The organism is Alteribacillus persepolensis (assembly GCF_900099605.1).
Classification (GTDB): domain Bacteria; phylum Bacillota; class Bacilli; order Bacillales; family Marinococcaceae; genus Alteribacillus; species Alteribacillus persepolensis.
Genome location: NZ_FNDK01000039.1, coordinates 1 through 18,031, shown reverse-complemented (window position 1 = coordinate 18,031; position 18,031 = coordinate 1). Strand labels below are relative to the sequence as shown.

The window sequence follows — 18,031 nt, the reverse complement described above, 5'->3', positions numbered from 1 at the left end:
GTGCTCTCTTAACCAACCTAGAATTTGATCCTGGAAAGGATCAAGGATTCGTTTTCTCGTCTGCAATTGATTCACCCAATCCATGGCTTCTTCAAAATCCTTTTCGAGATAAGAGTACACTGTGTTCCTTGATAGATTACATTTTCGGGCTATAGCCGAAACACTAAACCCTTCCTTTTTTAATTGATGAACATATACATGCTTTTCTAATTTTTTCACCCTCTTCGCCCCTCCGTCTCAGTTGTCACATACCTTTCAAGCTTAACTGATCAGGAGTGAATTTCCAGAAAAAAGTGTTCAATTCTATCAAGCGGAAACTGTTCAATTTAGTCTAGCAGTTACACTGGTCAACTGAGTCGATCTGAATGTTGCAGGTATTTCAAAAAAATGCTTAGAAAAACACCCTTTGATTACGTCACAGACTATCGGATCCAGAAAAGTTTAATTCTTATTCAGCAACCTGACTCTAATGTGACGGAAGTTGCCTACGAAGCTGGGTTTAATAGTACGAGTTATTTTATTAGTAAGTTCCGTAAGAAAATGAATATGACTCCGCTTGCCTATAAAAAGGAGCTTCTTCAGGCTAAATAGCAGGGAACAGGAGAACGGTTATCTTGATTTCAATTTTTCCGTTAAAGGGCGTAAGAAATGCATACGTTCTAACCTGTTTTTTGATTAATTGGACCCTTCCATGGCATAAGATTTTAAATAAAGTGTAGAAGATTGATTGTAATACGAGGAGGGTTTTATGAATAAACTTTTTTGGATTCCGCTAATCACCTCTATTGGAACGATCATTTTGCTTTATGGGATAGGCAATACTGCTGATGTTGATTTTCTTGTATTTAGAATGTCGTTATCAAATGTTGAAATTTCCCTGCTGCCAATAGCTGTTGGGATATTAGCAGGCTTTATCAGTGAACGTATCGTCAAAAAGAAACGAAACAAGGATAAATCCTGAAATTGGTTTAGATAAAGACTTGAGTGTTCAATTATTGGGCGAAAGAATGGAAGAAGGAGTTGTCGTTGCGGCAGCTCCTATCGTTTTATTCAAGCAGCAGGCAGGGGGATGAAAAGCTCCATTTCGAGATAAAGGTATCTATGAATGGTTATTGGTAAGAGAAGACGCTGCTATCATTCCATGGCTCTAATAATTAGTGTTTCCTTTCTATAATCTTAATTTTTGTAGAAAAGTAAATGTATTCATGCTATATAGGAGACTGTTCCGGCCGGCTGCAATGACAGAGGCGTATTTTTTCTTTAGTGACTGTATTTTACTTAGTTGAATGAAGGTAAACTTTCTCAGCCGGACTGCTTCACACTAAGTATGGTGATCGTAGCCAGGATGAGCACCATTCCAAGAAGTTGAATGACCGTCAATTGATCTCCGATAAGCAGAACGCCAAATAATGAAGCTGTCACCGGTTCTACCATGGCAACCATCGAAGCAGTTGTGGGGGCAGTCCAGCGAACACCAATAATATAAAATATAAATGAAATCCCAGCACCCAAGATCCCTAATAGAAGAAACCATCCTATGTCGCTTGACGTCACGACAGCAGCTGCTTCAACCTTGTCCGTAAAAAGAAAAAGGATGAGACAAAATGAAAAAAAGGCGATCGTTAATGCAGTCTGCGGCTTTCCGATAGAAGAAGCATTTTTAAACCCGAATATAAACAATGCGTAGGAAAGGCCAGCAGCAAGCCCTGCTGCCGCCCCTGGAAAACTCACTGCAATCGAATCGGTGTTGTAGGCACCTGTAAGCAGGATAATTCCCATAAGTACACCGAAAATGCATCCCCATTTAAACAAAGTTGAACGTTCTATTCGTAATAAAAAGGAGATTAAAAGGACGAATACAGGTGCGGTGTACATCAAAGTAGCGGCAACAGCAACGCTTGAGGATTGGATACTGAGAAAATAAAAAGTGAAATTTCCAGCAACACCAACACCTGCCACCAGGGACCATGTGTATAAACGAGGCGAGAAGATCCAATTTTGTTTAAAGCGAAAGAGAAACCACGCAAAAAAACATATAAATCCAACAGCTCCCCGGTAAAGTGAAATCACAATAGGATCCCAGCCTTTGGTCATTAAAATATCGGCAATTCCTCCGCTAATGCCCCAGCATACAGCGGCTAGCATAACGAAGCCTACACCTGCAAATCTCATTGTATGCCTCCTAAAGATAAGTAATAGTGCGAATGTTTGATTACGCTATTAGATACCTAATATGACCTTAATACCGTAAATGTAAGGGCCAAACAATTCGTTTTACGCTCCTAATCAAACGTATGTTTTTAAAAAAGGTATTAACGGTAATTCCTTTACACGCTCATATTTAAACGTAAGTCTGCCCGTATCCTATATGAAAGGACGGTATCCTCTAAAAGCATCTATGAAAATTTACGGTCAGGAGATAAAAACAGTAAAGGTTTACCGATTCAGACAAAAGCATCTTAAGGAGGGCATTAATGCTATAAGCTTGATTTATGTTTAAGAGCTTCGTACGTTTTTTCATTTCATACAGGGCACATTAATGAATAAGGTAGGAGGCCAGCACATTTTCCTTTTTCATTATTTATACTCCCTGTACTTATACAACGAATCAGCCTGGAAAGATGTATACGCTTAAATGCATTTTAAAACATGCAGGCAGCGTCCATGCATCCATGTGCTTCCTTTCATACAATGTTGTGAAGTGCAAATGCGGGAGTGAAAAAACATGGAAGCTGCACAGTGGGACCAGTACAAAGTGGATGCCACACCAAAAGGAATTGGGCTTTACGGAAGGGTGTATTTTGGCTATGACATATACACCAAACAAAAAGTTGCTATAAAACAGCTATCTAATATCAGCGTTGCAAAAAAGGAAGCGCTTATAATGAGAAGTTATGGAAAGTTCAAATATTTACCGGACTTTTATAAATTTTTCATCCTAGGGCAAAAAGGGTATATAGTTATGGAAAAAATTGAAGGAAAGACGATTGGAACATGTAATTTTTACAAAAAAGGCAAAAGAAGAAGTCCTGAACAAGCCACTCGAGTACTTATCGATATATTAAAAGCGATTCATTACCTTCATCAGCGAGGCATTGTACACAATGACCTTCTCCCAAAAAATGTAATGACAGCTAATGACAAACGAGCAAATCTTAAAGTAATTGATTTTAATAAAGCAAAATGCACTAGAGATATTAAATATAGGAAAAAAGATTTGTACCAAGCTGCACTTATGTGTATATATTTGATTAACGGCGTTGTACCCAAACATGCTCATACCTTTCGTTTGCCGGATAAACAGCTGCAACGCATTTTGATGAATGCCATACGATATAAGTATCAATCAGCACAGGCATTTATTAATGCTTTAAAATCTTTAAGGCAAGTATGATAAGAATGTACAAAAAGTCTCTTGGAAATAAGGAGCTTCTTAGAGGAAGAAATGTGCTTTTTTTGAGAGAATGAGAAAAAGTATACAGAACGATTCAATGGAGGGGCAGCATGTATTCTTGAAAAGCAAAGGGATACATGCGACAATAAATTGGATAGAGATATGAAAATTTTGTCTCTGCACGTTCATTGAATGCTAAATGGAGATGCATAACATGACTGACTTACAGGTTCCACAGAAGAAATTCCGCCCTGAAATTGAAGGAATAAGAGCTGTAGCCGCTTTCCTGGTTGCGATATACCACATTTGGTTAGGCTCTGTATCCGGTGGGGTGGATGTTTTTTTTATCGTGTCAGGGTATTTGATTACAACATCACTGTTAACCAGAGTGGAAAAACAAGGCACAATTAACATGACTGAATATGTTATGGGGCTGGCGAGAAGGCTGTTCCCGCTGGCATTTACAGTCATTTTGGTGATTGCGCTGTTATCAATTCTAATGCTGCCGCAGGCACAGTGGCAGGAAACCATTGCCCAAACATTTTCTTCGGCGTTTTATTACCAAAATTGGCAGTTAGCAACGAGCGCAGTCGATTATCTTGCTCAAAACAATCAAGCTGGTCCGTTTCAACACTTTTGGGCGCTTTCCATTCAAGGTCAATTTTATGTGACATGGCCGCTTTTAATATTGTTGGTTTTTTTCTTAGCAAGGAAAGTGTTGAAAACTCCTGTTCGTAAGACATTATTAGTGGTTTTAGGGGTTATTTTTACAGCGTCTCTTTCCTATTCCATTTACATAACCAACGTTAATCAGCCGTGGGCTTACTTTGATACGTTTGCCCGTGTGTGGGAGTTCAGCATGGGTGGTATGCTGGCTTTATTGATTTCGTATGTCACACTGCCTAAAGCAATCAGTACCGTTATCGGCTGGCTTGGTTTAGCGATTATTTCTTTAACCGGGATTATGCTGCCGGTGGCGAATGTGTTTCCTGGATACGTGGCGTTACTGCCGACAACAGGTGTTATTCTCGTGATTATCGCAGCGGAAAACGGCAGCCGTTTTGGTGTAGAACGATTACTAGGTTCAAAACCATTTTTATATTTCGGCGGCATTTCCTATGCTTACTATTTGTGGCATTGGCCATTATTGATTTTTTATTATGCGTATTTCGATGCAGACGTTGTTACCGCGCAAGGTGGAATTCTCATCCTTGTCTTAGCGTTTATTTTATCGGTGGCGTCGACAAAAATATTAGAATCCCCTATTAGAGGTATTAGTGTGAGAACGTCAAAAGGGAAACTGGCAGCTGTTTTAGCTTGTTTTATGGCTCCAGTGATTGCGACTGGTATCACGTGGGGAGCGTATGTTGAAGAGAGTCAGGGAGAAGTACAAGAAGATTACGACGTAGAGGATTACCCCGGTGCACGTGTGATATCAGATGGTATCACACCGAGCGAGGATAAAGACCCGATTCCAACTTCTGTTCAAGCAAAAGACCATTTGCCGGAGTTTTACGAGGAAACGGAATGCTATTCAGGATTAAATAACGCGGAAGTGAAGAAATGTTCATATGGGGACACCGAAAATCCCGAGTATACTATTGCACTTGTCGGCGGTTCACACTCCGGACATTGGTTCCCGGCGCTTCAAGAAATGTCGGACGAGCTCTCTTTACAAATAGATGTATACAATAAAGATGGCTGCCGCTTTTCCGATAATGATTTTGATGGTCAGCTGAACGAGTCTTGTATGCAGTGGAATGAAGATGTGGTGGAACCATTGATACAAGATGAACCAGATTTAGTGTTTACCACAGCCAATGTCAATAGAGGGGAAACCGTGCCGCAAGGATATATAAACCAGTGGAAAAAGCTAGAGGGAGTGACAGAAATATTTGCTGTTCGCGATAACCCTAGAATGGCCGAAGATATTCCGCTGTGTGTGGAAGAAAAAGGACCGGAACAATGTGCAATTCCAAGAGACGAAGCACTGGCAGATGTCGCTCCATGGGAAAATACAGAAGGGATTCCAGACAACGTTACATTTGCCGATTTATCGGAGTACTTTTGTGATGAAGATTCATGTGATCCGGTGATAGGGAACGTGCTTGTGTATCGTGATAAGCACCACCTCACAACGCTGTATTCCCTGACATTATCACCTGCTTTAAAAAAGCACATTGTAAACGCGTTAGAGAAAATAGAAACAAACGAGTAGTCAAAAGCGGCCTGTTACAAAACGGGCCGCTTTTTTAGGTTCTATAACGGTTGTGGTGGAATATCATCTTCCCTCTTAGCTGAATATCCTTCTGCCCGGGCACCAGTCATATTTTTTACATAGAAAGCTGTATTTACATTTTCTTCACATTTGCTTTACAGACAGGGGCAATTTTCATAATATAGATGTAACTTTACTGTTAACAGGCGAGGAGACTCCTGCTTCAACAGACTACAAGATTGTTAGGCGGGGGTAATTCAAAAGGGGAGGGTTTTCTATGTATCAGCGTGTACTCTTAGCAGCCGACGGTTCAGATCACTCATTTCGTGCAGCACAACATGCGGCTGGCTTGCTCGAAAACAATGGCACCATTGAAGTGATCTATGTGGTAGATGGGTCACAGTCGAAGTCGGATGTGCTGCAGACAGGTGATAAAGAAATGGCTAAGAAGAAGCGGCGCGAAAGACTTCAGCAAATAGAAGACTGGTATCGCAAGAAAGATATAAGTTATACCATTTCTTTTTTACATGGAGAACCTGGCCCTGCGATTGTGAAATATGCAAATGAAGATAAGTATGATTGTCTCGTATTAGGAAGCCGTGGGTTAAACAATCTGCAGAGCATGGTGCTGGGGAGTGTAAGTCATAAAGTTGCCAAACGGGCAAACTGTCCTGTGATGATTGTCAAATAAGACGGGCGGGCGTCTTTATCTCTCTGCTGCTGCTTTTGCAGCCACTGCAATCCCCATTGGATAACGGATAGATGGATGTTTGACGGTTTCAAAGGCGATGCCTTGCTGATAAAAAAACTGTACATGTTCTATAGCAGGGGTGTCGAAAAACAGTTGTTGGAACTCTGCTTCTGTTAATTGAAAATAATGAAACGGCGACTGACAAGGTTGTCCTCGACCTTTGCCAAATGGCGTGGATACAATAAGTGTTCCTCCAGGTTTGACAAGAGAGAGAATGCGTTGTAAGAACTGGCGGTCATCTGGAACGTGCTCGAGCGTTTCAAATGAAATAACCGTATCAAAAGTTCCTATTTCTTTTACTAAATCCGGCTTGAGAACATCACCCGTATGGAAAGCAAGCAATGGATGATAATACATCTTGTTTGCATAGCGAATTACGTCAGCATCGATGTCTACCCCGTAAATATTCGATATGTACTTTTTACGTGTCTTAGCCACCATCTTCGTCCCATATCCAGCACCACAAGCAATGTCCAATACACGGCCGTGCGTGTAAGGCATGGCAAAATAATAACGTGCTATATGTTCGAGCAGCATTCCGTTATCAGGCTTCATATTTTCAGGGATAATGCGCTCGCCTGTATCTTTTAACAAATGAAATCACCGCTAACAATAGAGTATTGTTTATAATTTTCATCATATACGAAAGGTAGCTGTTTATCAAACAGCTGCCGCTTTTTAAAAGCCAAAAGAGAACAGTGTATTTCTTTTCCTTGCAGCAGATAAAGATTATGGTGCGTAGAACTCGGCGGAAAGCCAGTTTTTTTATGGTTTAATGTTTCAATCAAACGTTTGATTAATACGCGAAAGACAGGAAATGCTAATCATACAGGCACATTCGATAAAGCTGTTGTTGAGGTACGTACGAAAATAATGAGTGTTTTGTGACCTTCTTTGGGACATGCTTGTTTCTGTAGTTTGTAAGACAGTAAGATAACAATAAAATCATCTGTTATGCTTCTCAGCAGAAAGGAATGAATGGTTGATATGGTTACAATGATTGTGCAGGGTATTCTGTTAGTGCTGCGTTGTTTGTTGGGCGGGGTGATGTTTGCATCTGGAATAGAAAAGCTATGGACAGTCAGTGAATTCCACGCTGTATTTGATGCGTCTGTACTGCCGGGTTTTTTGGTCCATCCAACGGCTATTATTGAAACGCTGGCCGGCCTTATGCTGGTCTTCGGGATGTTTGTGAGAATATCTGCTTTTTCCTTAATAGTACCTATTATTGCTGCGTTATTTGTCATTCCATATCATGACGGGTGGTTTTTAAGCAGCTATACCCAGGCTTTTATACTATTGATCGCAGCTGTTATTCTTGTTGGAATTAGAAGACATCCATTCTCACTGCCAGACCTTTCTGTATTGAAAGATCAAAGTATGTGAGAAAACTTGCACTTGTGTTCGTTCGCCATTGTGTGATGGTGAATCTACCACGTTTCCATTTTATACCTTTCAAGGAACAAAGGGGCTGTATCAAAAGGTCATAAAAATGACCCTTTGACGGCCCCTCTCTGTCTATAAGCCTTCCATCATATTCTCTCATCCTGGATGGTTCTTCAGGCTCGCTTGCCGCGGGCAACGCTTCAACTTCCTCGGCAGCTTGCTGCTGCCTGTGGGATTTTCAGCTGTTGTTTCGACGCACAGGACATGCTAGTGTCGGCGTCAGCCACACGATATGGTTGGTCTTAGCCGACGCCCCGCAGGCTTTCCGTCTAATCATCATCAGCTAGGTAAGAAGAAAAAGGACACAATATATTCACCCCAACATGTGTACGAGAACCTTATTTTTTCAATTGCACTGCTCATTTTTATTACGGAAACGGTCAATCGTTACACCGGCCGCTTATTTTGCTTGTATGGACGAAAAAGTCTCATGCTTTGTTGTTTCCACATATGTCTCCATAGAAGGGTGGAACTCTTTTTGATAATGGCCGTCCTGGCAGTATTTTGTCACGGCGCCGGCGGGCATGGACTTTGCTGTCAATGTCTTTTTACATACCGGACATGCTTCACGAAAAAGTCTGGAAAGCATAAGAACCCTCCTAATTTTATTATCCCTATTTGTTTACTTTGAATTATAGCATGGTTTGTAACGTGTGCAAATACATATTTGTGTTTTAAATAATGTACGTGTAAGGGTATAGGGAAAATGGAAGTCAAAAAATAGGAGGAGAAGTAATGTTTCATTACAGTATGCAAACTCCAAAAACAGTAGAAAAAGCAGTGCAAGCATTAGAAGGCACATTGAAAGAAGAAGGATTCGGAGTGTTGTGGAATTTCGATTTGCAGGGAACTCTTCAAAACAAAGGTGTTGATTTTTCATCTGAATATAAGATTCTTGAAGTGTGCAATCCAAAAGAAGCAGAAAAGGTATTAACTGAAGATAAACTAGTTGGAAACTTTCTTCCTTGTAAGGTTATCGTCTTTGAAGAGAACAGCCAAACGACGATTAGTATGCCAAAGCCTACAGTGCTGATTGGCCATATGGAAAACCAACAACTGTTAGATATAGCCGAAGACATTGAACAACGCATGAAAACCTGCATCGATAAGGCAGTGTAAAAATAAGAAGGAGGCATACCGCTGGTAGTGTTAGCTGCCGCTGTGTTTCTTATAGAAACAAGCACGTCAGGAAGAACCTGGCGTGCTTGTTGTGTCATCGTGTTCTGACCTGTTTCGCAAAATCAATCAAACGATTGATTAATTATTATACATACCTTACTCGTCATGTCTAGCTGGATATGTGATAAACATATATAATATAACGATAAAGGACAATGACATACTTCACGGTGTAATACGCGAGAATAAGGGAGAGAGAAAACATGGGGGTTCCAAAGCCGCTTGTACAATGCAATCAAAGTTTCATTGCAGGCACTGTTTTGACAGCACTTGTTTGGCACGAGATATTTTTGGCGGTGCCGCTTTTCGTCGGTTTGTACTCTTTAATAACGAAACAAAACCCTGTTATGGCTGTAGGAAAACGTTTTTTATCAAAGCCGGCTGATCAATACATTCAAGAAGATAAGGAGCAGCAGCGGTTCAACCAATGGATTGCTGTTATTTGTTTAGGATTATCGCTTACCTGCTTTTATCTTGGCTGGCATGCAGCAGGCTACGTTTTCAGTGTGATGGTGCTGCTGGCTGCAGGGGTTGCGTTAATGGGATTTTGTATTGGCTGTACGATTCGTTATCGGTATATGATGTGGAAATACAAGAAAGAGAATGCATAAATCGTATAGTGCCCAGCTTCGCTTTTGCGGGGCTGTTTTTTTTATGATGACTTTTTCTTACATTTGTGGTTTAGTTTGAAACATTCTAAAAAATTATAAAATGACATCTTCCTGACACTTTTTTGAACTTCAATAGGGAATAGAAACATTTCAACAAAGCGTGTCACCGCAGGGGGGAAACGGGGCAGTCCAAAATATGTAAAAATCTCTAACAGCTTGATACACCTCTGTATGGGACATGTTTCTTATAAAGACAGAAGGGTAAGGAAGAAAAAAGTGTGATTCACATAAGGAGGTTTCCACAATGAAAGGCATTATATTAGCTGGTGGGAGCGGGTCAAGGTTATATCCGATGACAAAGAGTATATCCAAACAAATGCTGCCTGTTTATGATAAACCAATGATTTACTATCCGTTATCGGTGTTGATGCTGTCAGGCATAAGAGAAATATTAATTATATCCACGCCGAAAGATACCCCGAGGTTTGAAGAGCTGCTTGGAGATGGCAGTCAATTTGGCATTTCCTTGTCATATAAAGTGCAGTCCTCCCCGGACGGATTGGCTCAGGCATTTATGATTGGAGAGTCATTTGTAGGAGATGACGATGTAGCCTTGATTTTGGGTGATAACATTTTTTACGGGCAAGGGTTCACTCCGCTTTTGCAAAAGGCCGCTAAACGAAAACAAGGAGCAACGGTGTTTGGGTACCGAGTCAGCAATCCGCAACGGTATGGAGTTGTAGCTTTTGATGAAAAGCAGCAGGTGCAGTCTATCGAAGAAAAGCCAAAGCACCCGAAGTCAGAGTTTGCGGTGACCGGTTTATACTTTTATGACAATAAAGTCATCGATATAGCAAAACAAACACGGCCATCCGCTAGAGGAGAGCTTGAAATTACGGATGTGAACAAGGCTTACCTGGAAGCAGGTGAATTAAACGTAGAACTGTTAGGTCGCGGGTTTGCGTGGCTGGATACGGGGACACCAGAAGCTTTATTTGATGCTTCGCAATTTATTGAGACCGTTGAAAAGAGACAAGGTTTTAAAGTAGCCTGCTTAGAAGAAATTGCTTATTACATGAATTATATATCGCGGGATGCGGTGTTGCAGCGTGTGGCACACATGAAAAACCATGATTATAAAAAGTACTTGCTTCACGTTGTGGACCGCGCGCAGAATGCTGGAAGCTGGAATGATACAAATGACGATCACCGATTGGAATTGATGAAATAATGGATAACACAAAAACGATTCTTGTAACAGGCGGTGCTGGGTTTATTGGGGCTCATTTTGTGTCCTATTTTGCTCATAAATATCCAGATACGACGGTTCTCAATCTAGATAAACTGACGTATGCTGCCGATGCTGAAGAAGTGAAGCGGCTCAATAACCTGCCCAATCACCTATTTGTAGAAGGCGATATTTGCGACCGAAAGCTGATTGAAGAACTATTTGAAAAATATAATATACAAGGTGTCATTCATTTTGCGGCAGAATCTCACGTGGACCGCTCTATTACGGGGCCGGAAGCATTTATTGAAACGAATATACGAGGTACCTTTATCCTGCTTGACACGGCAAAAAATGCATGGATGACAGCAGATGGGGAAGTACGCCCTGGTTACGAAAATGCTCGCTTTCACCATATTTCAACGGATGAAGTATATGGCTCGCTTGAAGGAAGCGGTGCATTTACCGAGCAGTCTCCGTATGCTCCTAACAGCCCTTATAGTGCCAGCAAAGCAAGTGCTGATATGCTTGTCCGCAGTTATTACCGTACGTATGGGCTGAATGTTGTAACAACCCAGTGTTCGAATAACTACGGCCCAAAGCAGCACCGTGAAAAGTTGATTCCGACGATTATTAGAAAAGCATTGCAGCACGAGCCTATTCCTATTTATGGAGACGGCCAGAATGTAAGAGACTGGCTGTATGTGCTGGATCATTGTAAAGGCATTGATTTGGTGTTTCACTCTGGACAAACGGGAGAGACCTATAACATTGGCGGCAAAAATGAGCGTACCAATCTCTATATCGCCCAAAAGATCTGCCGCGTGCTTGATGAACTGATACCGGAAAAGAAAGCAGAAACGATCAAAAGTTACGAAGAGCTGATTACATTTGTGAAAGACCGTCCAGGGCATGACCGGCGTTATGCCGTTGATGCCGGCAAAATAGAAAACGAACTCGGTTGGAGAGCAGAAGAGGATTTTGAATCAGGAATCTTAAAAACAGTGGAGTGGTATGTTCATCATGAAACATTCTAATCCCCATATTTCCGTTGTCACACCTGTGTATGGGTGTGGCGACTGTTTAATTCAATTGTACAGCCGTATAAAAGATACACTTGAACAACATTCCTTATCATTTGAAATGATTATGGTGGAAGATAACAGTCCTGATCAGTCGTGGGAAGTGATTCAGCAGTTAATTCATAAAGATCAGCGTGTTAAAGGCATTTCTTTAGCGAGAAATTTCGGTCAACATGCTGCGATTACGGCGGGACTCGATCAAACAAATGGTGACTGGGTAGTAGTGATGGACTGTGACTTACAAGATCAGCCGGAAGAAATCATCAAGTTGTATGAAAAAGCGCAAGAAGGTTATGACGTTGTTTTTGCAAGAAGGCACATCCGTCACGACAGTTTCTTCAAAAAAATGAGTTCCAAATTATTTTATAAAGTGTATGATTATTTTACCGAAAACAAGACTGATCCCGCTATCGCAAACTTCAGCATCTCCTCTCGAAAGGTGATACAAAATTTCAGGCAGCTGCGGGAACAAAGCCGCAACTTCCCATTGTTTATTAAATGGATGGGCTTTCACTCCGCATCAGTGAACGTAAAGCATAAAGAACGAGAGTACGGTGTTTCTTCTTATAACTTGTCAAAACTAATGAATTTAGCGATAGAAGGCATTGTTTCACAATCTAATAAACCGCTGCGTTTATCGATAAAATTCGGATTTCTGCTTTCTTTTGGAGCCGTTATATACGGCTTATATTTAATGTATCAATACTTTTTTATGTTTGAGCCGGTACCGGGCTGGACAAGCATGATGGTATCGATTTATTTTATCGGCGGTTTGCTGTTTGCCAACTTAGGCATATTGGGGCTTTATATCGGCAAAGTATTTGATGAAGTAAAAAACAGGCCGATTTATATCATTCAAGAGTCAGTCGGTTTTGATGAAAACAATGTAAAAAAGACCATGAACCGGCCGAAAACAGGAAGTAATTGAAAGAAAGGATGAAACAAGTATGACACAAATGATGATGCGTGAGACTCCTTGGGACAGACCCGCATTGAAAAAGGATACGTACGAGCTGCTTCAGTATTCTGCAGAAGCACTGAAGAAAAGCAATGAGATAAGAGGACACTTTACGATTAAAGTAAATCCATTAGAGTCAAAAGAGCTGCTTCACCAATATGGTTTTTATTACACGGATACACTTCTGACGCCTGTATGTAAAAAAGAAAAGTTCACTCCGTTTGTAGACGAAAAATTAACGTTACGCAAAGATGTAAGCAGGGAAGAGATACTGGCAGTTTCCAAAGGAGCATACGAACACGGAAGGTTTCATCGTGACTTTAAACTGCCGACAAGCAGCGCTGATGACCGTTATGATAAATGGTTGAATCAATTGTATGATGAAGGAAATGTGTGGGGACTTTTCTATGAAGATGACCTCGCGGGATTTTTCGCTTTTTCAGGAAACCAAGTGCTGCTGCAAGCATTTAAATCAGCGTATCAGGGCCGTGGATTAGCAAAATATTTTTGGAGCCGAGCTATGAATTCTTTATTTGAAGAAGGACACACGGAGATTAAAACGTCTATTTCAGCTGCCAATCTTGCTATGGTGAATTTGGTTGCTTCGTTAGGCTTTACCTTTCAAGATGCTGTGGATGTTTATCATAAATTGAATGAGTAGTAGTAGAGAGGGTTTTAGACGTGGGATATGTTTATATTTTTGGCACGATCTTTTTCACCGTTTACGGCCAAATTATGCTCAAATGGAGAATCTCCGCTTATGGAAGTCTTCCTGAGGAATTTCGGGAGAAAGTGATCTATCTGTTGAAGCTTTTGTTGGATCCATTAATTTTGTCAGGGTTCCTTTCGGCATTTGTCGCATCGCTGTTCTGGATGGCTGCGATGACAAAGTTTGATTTAAGTTATGCTTATCCGTTTATGAGCTTGTCTTTTATGCTCGTTTTCATTTTATCTATTTTTCTATTTCAAGAGACTATCACCATTCATAAAGTTGCCGGTCTTATCCTTATCATGGCTGGTATCGTCGTAACTAGTCAATCAGCTTAAATCTATGCAAATAATACAAGCAGACAATACCGCTGTAATAAAGAAGGGAGAACCCGAACATGATTCCTTTTAATCAACCGCCTGTTACGGGGAAAGAACAAGCGTATATGCAGGAGGCCATGGAAAATGGGAAACTATCAGGTGACGGTCTTTTTACGAAAGCATGCCGCCAGTGGATGGAGGAGCGTTTTGATTGCCCGAGTGTGTTATTGACACCCTCTTGTACACACGCTTTAGAAATGGCGGCGATGCTTTTAGATATTGGTCCGGGAGACGAAGTAATTATGCCTTCTTATACGTTTGTCTCTACAGCAAATGCTTTTGTCATACGAGGAGCAGACATTGTGTTTGTTGATATTCGACCGGACACTATGAACATGGACGAGACAGTGCTGGAAGATGCTGTGACAGAACGGACAAAAGCGATTGTTCCTGTTCATTACGCCGGAGTGGCGTGTGAGATGGACGCGATCTTGTCGGTAGCAAATAAACACAATCTATGCGTGATTGAAGATGCCGCACAAGGAGTGATGAGCACCTATAAAGGAAGAGCACTGGGCACCATTGGAGATTTTGGGTGTTTTAGTTTTCATGATACAAAAAATTATACAAGCGGAGAAGGCGGAGCGCTGTTAATAAACAACACTATATGGAAAGAACGGGCGGAAATTTTAAGAGAAAAAGGAACAAACCGATCGCAGTATATCCGAGGGCAAGTTGATAAGTATACGTGGGTGGACGTAGGGTCCTCCTACTTGCTGAGCGATTTAAATGCAGCATTTTTATACGCACAATTAGAACAGGCAGATACCATCAATCTAGCACGGAAAGCCGTTTGGGATATGTATTACCAAGAACTCGCTCCTTTAGCTGAACAAGGGAAAATAACGCTTCCGTCTATTCCTGATGAGTGTGAGCATAATGCCCATATGTTTTATGTGAAAACAAAAGACATCGAAGAGCGGACAGCCTTAATGGATTGGTTAAAACAACATCAAATTGCCAGCGCATTTCACTATATTCCTCTTCATTCGTCCAAGGCCGGCAAACGTTTTGGGCAGTTTCGCGGACAGGATCGATATACAACCAAAGAGAGTGAACGTTTGTTAAGGCTGCCGTTGTTTTATGGTTTAAAAGAAGGAGATGTTCACGCCACAGCTGAGACGGTAAGGAGTTTTTATGGATGATGAAAGAGAAAACACTCCTTACTTTGAGCGTGATAGGAATATTTCTATATCTGTCTCCGCTTCTTCTTTTAGGAGAAGGTTCTCATGTACGAATACATGATAATTTAGATTCCAATCTCATTTGGTACAAAACACTAGTTGAAAGCGGGAAAGTGTTTGCAGAAAATCAAGCCGCTATACCAAACATGATGAACGGACTCCCCCGGGCTGCATTAGATACAGAGTGGAGTCTGTTTGTATTATTATTCTCATTGTTTGAACCGTTTACGGCATATACAATAAATGCCTTTTTGATGCGGTTTATTGCATTTATCGGAATGTATCTTCTGTTGAAAAAACACGTCTTTCGTTATCACGATGTTCATCCGCTTGTTCCTGTTGGGTCGGCATTGGCCTTTTCTCTTCTTCCTTTCTGGCCGTTTGGCGGATTGAGCATTGCCGGAATCCCGCTTGCTTTATATGCCTTTTTAAATATTCGCAGCCGGCAGTCATCGTGGAAAGATTGGCTTATTATTACTACACTGCCTTTTTATTCTTTGCTGGTGCTGTCTTTTAGTTTTTTCCTCGGCTTCATGGGAGTGCTGTGGCTGATAGACTGGTGGAAAAAAAGAGAGTGGAATGGAACGTTTCTTTTTGCCATTGTCTTAATGGGTGTCATATTTCTGTTAAAACAATACCGCTTAGTACAAGGCATGCTGCTCGGACAAGGGTTTGCTGCGCACCGTGATGAATTTTCGCTTGGGCATAACAGTTTTCAAGACACGCTTTCGTTGTTCTTTGAAAACCTTACGACTGCTCATACCCACTCAGAGTCTCTGCATCAATATGTTATTATCTATATTGTTTTATTTGCTCTAGTTTTAATACTAGGAAAATGGTTGAAGCAGTTTTTTCAAAAACAAACCACCCATCCGGGATTTTCCAAGCTGGATCGGTTGCTGCCAGCTTTACTCGGTCTCATCGTCATATTCTCTTTTTGGTATGCTTTATGGTATTGGGAAGGAATGCGTGTACTAAAAGATTTTCATTCTCTGTTTAATACGTTTAATTTTGGCCGGGTACATTTGCTGAACGCCGTCTTATGGTACATTTTGTTTGCTGCAGCATTGGCTGTGATCATGAAAAGAATCAAATATGGATATTGGCTGACGCTTATTGTGATTGTTTGCCAGCTGGGTGTATTAATCAATCAGCACCATGAGATAAAATACAGAAGCATTGATTACCCTTCGTATGAAGAATTTTACTCTGAGGAATTATTTCATGATATTAAGTCCTATATAGGCGAAGACCCGGAAGATTATCGTGTCGTAAGTATTGGGATGCATCCAGCTGTCACGCAATATAATGGAATGCATACGCTTGATTTTTATGTAACGATGTATCCTCTATCTTACAAACATGAGTTCCGTAAAATAATCGAAGGAGAATTGGAGAAAAATGAGACATTAAAAAATTATTATGACACATGGGGCGGGCGCGTCTATGTATTTCTAGATGAAATCGGCAAAAATTATTTAATGACAAAGGATAAAAATAAAAGCATAAATGACCTTGATTTTAATACAAATGCCTTTGAACAAATGGGCGGCGACTATGTTTTATCTGCTGTGGAGCTGGAAAATGCGGAAGACAGCAGCCTCGAGCTGCTTGAGGTTTTTGAAAGAGAAGATTCGCCTTGGCGTATCTATTTGTATGAACCCGTGTCTTCATGAAAAAAGGATAGCCTGGGGCGTGAAAAATCAGGCTATCCTGCTAATATGAAGAGGTTGTTTCATAAATAAGTAATTTTTTCTACCTATGGTCATATTCCCACAGAAAGGCAGCAACTGTTCTATCAACACCCTTATGTTCATGTAATCCCGAATGTGTAGCACGTATATCATAAAAAACCTTTTCTTGATAGTTAGAATCAGGAACGATATGTTTGATGCCAAGGGCACTGTTTTTATGAACCAGACCGTCGGTTTGCGTTGGGCTCGTCACGCCTGCAATCGCTAATACGCCAACATGCTGGTCAAATGTATTTTTGCTGTTCATCATGATTTGCAGTGACTGTGCATCTGGCTTTAAGTCTGCGGTTGCTTCTCCGGTATTCACGTCAAAATAGCGTTGTTTGTTAATACCATGAAAAGGGCTTCCCATAACAACTAGTTTTTGCACATGAGGATAAGTGTTTTTCTGGTTATGTAACAGAAAATTAGTGGACGTTAAGCCGCCCATCGAATGGCCCACTAGGTTCACTTCCTGAACGTTGTACGTTTGGCGGAGCATTTTCATAATTTTTTGGATCCAGCTGGTTTGTTCCGCGAGACTTGCTCGGTTATTTTCAAAAATGACTTGAATAAATGGCCGCTCATCTGCCGGCAGGGTTCCTTTTGTTTTGATGGTTCCATCCGCTTTTACATAAAATACTTTTTCTTTCTTCCCCCAGCCGTTTTTTTCAAAACGCTCAAGCATCGTGTTGAACGATCCCGGGCCTCCTTTAAAACCGTGAAGGAATAACGTGGGGGTGAGGTTAGAAGACTGCTGAGAGTAACTTTTCGGTTCTTCTGTAATCAACAAGGCACCAATTGCAATAGAACATATCGTTGTCAGCAAAAGAGTGATTTTGTTCGGCTTTCGCCACTTGCTAAGCATTCTTACTCCTCCTGCGATATTCTTTTATAATTTTACCACATTTTCACACATTCAGAGAATGATAGAATAGTCATTGTTTAAGGAAAGCATTAACTGCTCGATTCGATGTTGTTCCGTGGTATGATAGAAAAGGATAAGCAAGCATCCCGGAAAAAAAGAGGTTCAGCTGCGGTGAAAGAACTTCTGTAAGGAATTTCTGTAAGGAACTTCTGTAAGAAACTTCTACTAAGAACGCACACGTCCTGTGTGCAACGTAGAAGTCATCACATCCTGTGAAAGCACGTCCTGTG

General features: G+C 41.0%; 19 protein-coding genes and 1 pseudogene. 15 read left to right on the top strand and 5 right to left on the bottom strand.

Annotated features, from left to right (window positions below; all coding sequences use genetic code 11):
- A partial coding sequence (locus BLT18_RS17070) for a helix-turn-helix domain-containing protein (protein ID WP_139184763.1) occupies positions 1-219 on the bottom strand: 219 nt, incomplete at its 3' end.
- A gap of 126 nt (positions 220-345) precedes the next feature.
- Here BLT18_RS17070 and BLT18_RS17065 point away from each other — a divergent pair.
- Both BLT18_RS17065 and BLT18_RS17060 read left to right on the top strand, forming a co-directional pair.
- Positions 346-591, top strand: a pseudogene (locus BLT18_RS17065) (helix-turn-helix domain-containing protein); the annotation flags it as partial.
- A 157-nt stretch (positions 592-748) separates the two neighbouring features.
- The gene (locus BLT18_RS17060; protein ID WP_091276779.1) at positions 749-961 is read left to right on the top strand and encodes an ATPase; all 213 of its coding nucleotides are present in this window, start codon (positions 749-751) and stop codon (positions 959-961) included.
- A 341-nt stretch (positions 962-1,302) separates the two neighbouring features.
- Here the strand turns inward: BLT18_RS17060 and BLT18_RS17055 are convergent, their stop codons facing one another.
- Positions 1,303-2,172, bottom strand: a complete 870-nt coding sequence (locus tag BLT18_RS17055; RefSeq protein ID WP_091276778.1) for a DMT family transporter — start codon at positions 2,170-2,172, stop codon at positions 1,303-1,305.
- A 553-nt stretch (positions 2,173-2,725) separates the two neighbouring features.
- Here BLT18_RS17055 and BLT18_RS17050 point away from each other — a divergent pair.
- The 3 genes from BLT18_RS17050 (at position 2,726) to BLT18_RS17040 (ending at position 6,303) form a co-directional block, all read left to right on the top strand.
- A complete protein-coding gene (locus BLT18_RS17050; protein ID WP_091276777.1) occupies positions 2,726-3,394 on the top strand; it encodes a protein kinase domain-containing protein in 669 nt (222 codons plus the stop codon).
- Positions 3,395-3,608: 214 nt separating this feature from the next.
- A complete protein-coding gene (locus tag BLT18_RS17045) occupies positions 3,609-5,612 on the top strand; it encodes an acyltransferase family protein (protein WP_091276776.1) in 2,004 nt (667 codons plus the stop codon).
- Positions 5,613-5,889: 277 nt separating this feature from the next.
- Positions 5,890-6,303 (top strand): universal stress protein, encoded by a 414-nt coding sequence (locus BLT18_RS17040; RefSeq protein WP_091276774.1) that lies wholly within the window; start codon positions 5,890-5,892, stop codon positions 6,301-6,303.
- A 15-nt stretch (positions 6,304-6,318) separates the two neighbouring features.
- On the opposite strand, the gene BLT18_RS17035 is transcribed toward BLT18_RS17040, so the two are convergent.
- Positions 6,319-6,957, bottom strand: a complete 639-nt coding sequence (locus tag BLT18_RS17035) for a class I SAM-dependent methyltransferase (protein ID WP_091276773.1) — start codon at positions 6,955-6,957, stop codon at positions 6,319-6,321.
- Positions 6,958-7,341: 384 nt separating this feature from the next.
- On the opposite strand from BLT18_RS17035, the gene BLT18_RS17030 reads away from it, so the two are divergent.
- Complete coding sequence (locus tag BLT18_RS17030) at positions 7,342-7,749, top strand: DoxX family protein (RefSeq protein ID WP_091276771.1); 408 nt, start codon at positions 7,342-7,344, stop codon at positions 7,747-7,749.
- A gap of 460 nt (positions 7,750-8,209) precedes the next feature.
- Here the strand turns inward: BLT18_RS17030 and BLT18_RS17025 are convergent, their stop codons facing one another.
- A complete protein-coding gene (locus BLT18_RS17025; protein ID WP_091276769.1) occupies positions 8,210-8,398 on the bottom strand; it encodes a hypothetical protein in 189 nt (62 codons plus the stop codon).
- A gap of 146 nt (positions 8,399-8,544) precedes the next feature.
- On the opposite strand from BLT18_RS17025, the gene BLT18_RS17020 reads away from it, so the two are divergent.
- The 9 genes from BLT18_RS17020 (at position 8,545) to BLT18_RS16980 (ending at position 16,816) form a co-directional block, all read left to right on the top strand.
- Positions 8,545-8,928, top strand: a complete 384-nt coding sequence (locus tag BLT18_RS17020) for a DUF302 domain-containing protein (protein WP_091276767.1) — start codon at positions 8,545-8,547, stop codon at positions 8,926-8,928.
- A gap of 263 nt (positions 8,929-9,191) precedes the next feature.
- A complete protein-coding gene (locus BLT18_RS17015) occupies positions 9,192-9,599 on the top strand; it encodes a DUF4395 domain-containing protein (protein WP_091276765.1) in 408 nt (135 codons plus the stop codon).
- A gap of 304 nt (positions 9,600-9,903) precedes the next feature.
- Positions 9,904-10,830 carry a glucose-1-phosphate thymidylyltransferase RfbA gene (rfbA, locus tag BLT18_RS17010; protein ID WP_091276763.1) on the top strand — a complete coding sequence of 309 codons (927 nt, stop codon included), beginning with the start codon at positions 9,904-9,906 and terminating at the stop codon, positions 10,828-10,830.
- On the top strand, positions 10,830-11,864 hold the full coding sequence (rfbB, locus tag BLT18_RS17005; protein WP_091276761.1) for a dTDP-glucose 4,6-dehydratase: 1,035 nt from the start codon (positions 10,830-10,832) through the stop codon (positions 11,862-11,864). The genes rfbA and rfbB overlap by 1 nt, the downstream gene beginning before the upstream one ends.
- Positions 11,851-12,837, top strand: a complete 987-nt coding sequence (locus tag BLT18_RS17000) for a glycosyltransferase family 2 protein (RefSeq protein ID WP_091276759.1) — start codon at positions 11,851-11,853, stop codon at positions 12,835-12,837. Before rfbB ends, BLT18_RS17000 begins: the two co-directional genes overlap by 14 nt.
- 19 nt (positions 12,838-12,856) lie before the next feature.
- Positions 12,857-13,528: a GNAT family N-acetyltransferase gene (locus BLT18_RS16995; protein WP_091276757.1), complete on the top strand. Its 672-nt coding sequence runs from the start codon at positions 12,857-12,859 to the stop codon at positions 13,526-13,528.
- A 20-nt stretch (positions 13,529-13,548) separates the two neighbouring features.
- Complete coding sequence (locus BLT18_RS16990; RefSeq protein ID WP_091276754.1) at positions 13,549-13,914, top strand: EamA family transporter; 366 nt, start codon at positions 13,549-13,551, stop codon at positions 13,912-13,914.
- Positions 13,915-13,973: 59 nt separating this feature from the next.
- Positions 13,974-15,101 (top strand): dTDP-4-amino-4,6-dideoxygalactose transaminase, encoded by a 1,128-nt coding sequence (rffA, locus tag BLT18_RS16985; protein ID WP_091276751.1) that lies wholly within the window; start codon positions 13,974-13,976, stop codon positions 15,099-15,101.
- On the top strand, positions 15,098-16,816 hold the full coding sequence (locus tag BLT18_RS16980) for a DUF6044 family protein (protein ID WP_091276748.1): 1,719 nt from the start codon (positions 15,098-15,100) through the stop codon (positions 16,814-16,816). Before rffA ends, BLT18_RS16980 begins: the two co-directional genes overlap by 4 nt.
- Before the next feature lie 79 nt (positions 16,817-16,895).
- Here BLT18_RS16980 and BLT18_RS16975 read toward each other — a convergent pair whose 3' ends face one another.
- Entirely contained in the window at positions 16,896-17,741 is an 846-nt protein-coding gene (locus tag BLT18_RS16975; protein WP_091276746.1) for an alpha/beta fold hydrolase, read from the bottom strand.
- Positions 17,742-18,031 lie beyond the last annotated feature (290 nt).

Bases quoted from the DNA above. Each gene is read 5' to 3' on its own strand.
- BLT18_RS17060 (WP_091276779.1), top strand. From the start codon at position 749: ATGAATAAACTTTTTTGGATTCCGCTAATCACCTCTATTGGAACGATC.
- BLT18_RS17055 (WP_091276778.1), bottom strand. From the start codon at position 2,172: ATGAGATTTGCAGGTGTAGGCTTCGTTATGCTAGCCGCTGTATGCTGG.
- BLT18_RS17050 (WP_091276777.1), top strand. From the start codon at position 2,726: ATGGAAGCTGCACAGTGGGACCAGTACAAAGTGGATGCCACACCAAAA.
- BLT18_RS17045 (WP_091276776.1), top strand. From the start codon at position 3,609: ATGACTGACTTACAGGTTCCACAGAAGAAATTCCGCCCTGAAATTGAA.
- BLT18_RS17040 (WP_091276774.1), top strand. From the start codon at position 5,890: ATGTATCAGCGTGTACTCTTAGCAGCCGACGGTTCAGATCACTCATTT.
- BLT18_RS17030 (WP_091276771.1), top strand. From the start codon at position 7,342: ATGGTTGATATGGTTACAATGATTGTGCAGGGTATTCTGTTAGTGCTG.
- BLT18_RS17025 (WP_091276769.1), bottom strand. From the start codon at position 8,398: ATGCTTTCCAGACTTTTTCGTGAAGCATGTCCGGTATGTAAAAAGACA.
- BLT18_RS17020 (WP_091276767.1), top strand. From the start codon at position 8,545: ATGTTTCATTACAGTATGCAAACTCCAAAAACAGTAGAAAAAGCAGTG.
- BLT18_RS17015 (WP_091276765.1), top strand. From the start codon at position 9,192: ATGGGGGTTCCAAAGCCGCTTGTACAATGCAATCAAAGTTTCATTGCA.
- rfbA (WP_091276763.1), top strand. From the start codon at position 9,904: ATGAAAGGCATTATATTAGCTGGTGGGAGCGGGTCAAGGTTATATCCG.
- rfbB (WP_091276761.1), top strand. From the start codon at position 10,830: ATGGATAACACAAAAACGATTCTTGTAACAGGCGGTGCTGGGTTTATT.
- BLT18_RS17000 (WP_091276759.1), top strand. From the start codon at position 11,851: ATGAAACATTCTAATCCCCATATTTCCGTTGTCACACCTGTGTATGGG.
- BLT18_RS16995 (WP_091276757.1), top strand. From the start codon at position 12,857: ATGACACAAATGATGATGCGTGAGACTCCTTGGGACAGACCCGCATTG.
- rffA (WP_091276751.1), top strand. From the start codon at position 13,974: ATGATTCCTTTTAATCAACCGCCTGTTACGGGGAAAGAACAAGCGTAT.
- BLT18_RS16980 (WP_091276748.1), top strand. From the start codon at position 15,098: ATGATGAAAGAGAAAACACTCCTTACTTTGAGCGTGATAGGAATATTT.
- BLT18_RS16975 (WP_091276746.1), bottom strand. From the start codon at position 17,741: ATGCTTAGCAAGTGGCGAAAGCCGAACAAAATCACTCTTTTGCTGACA.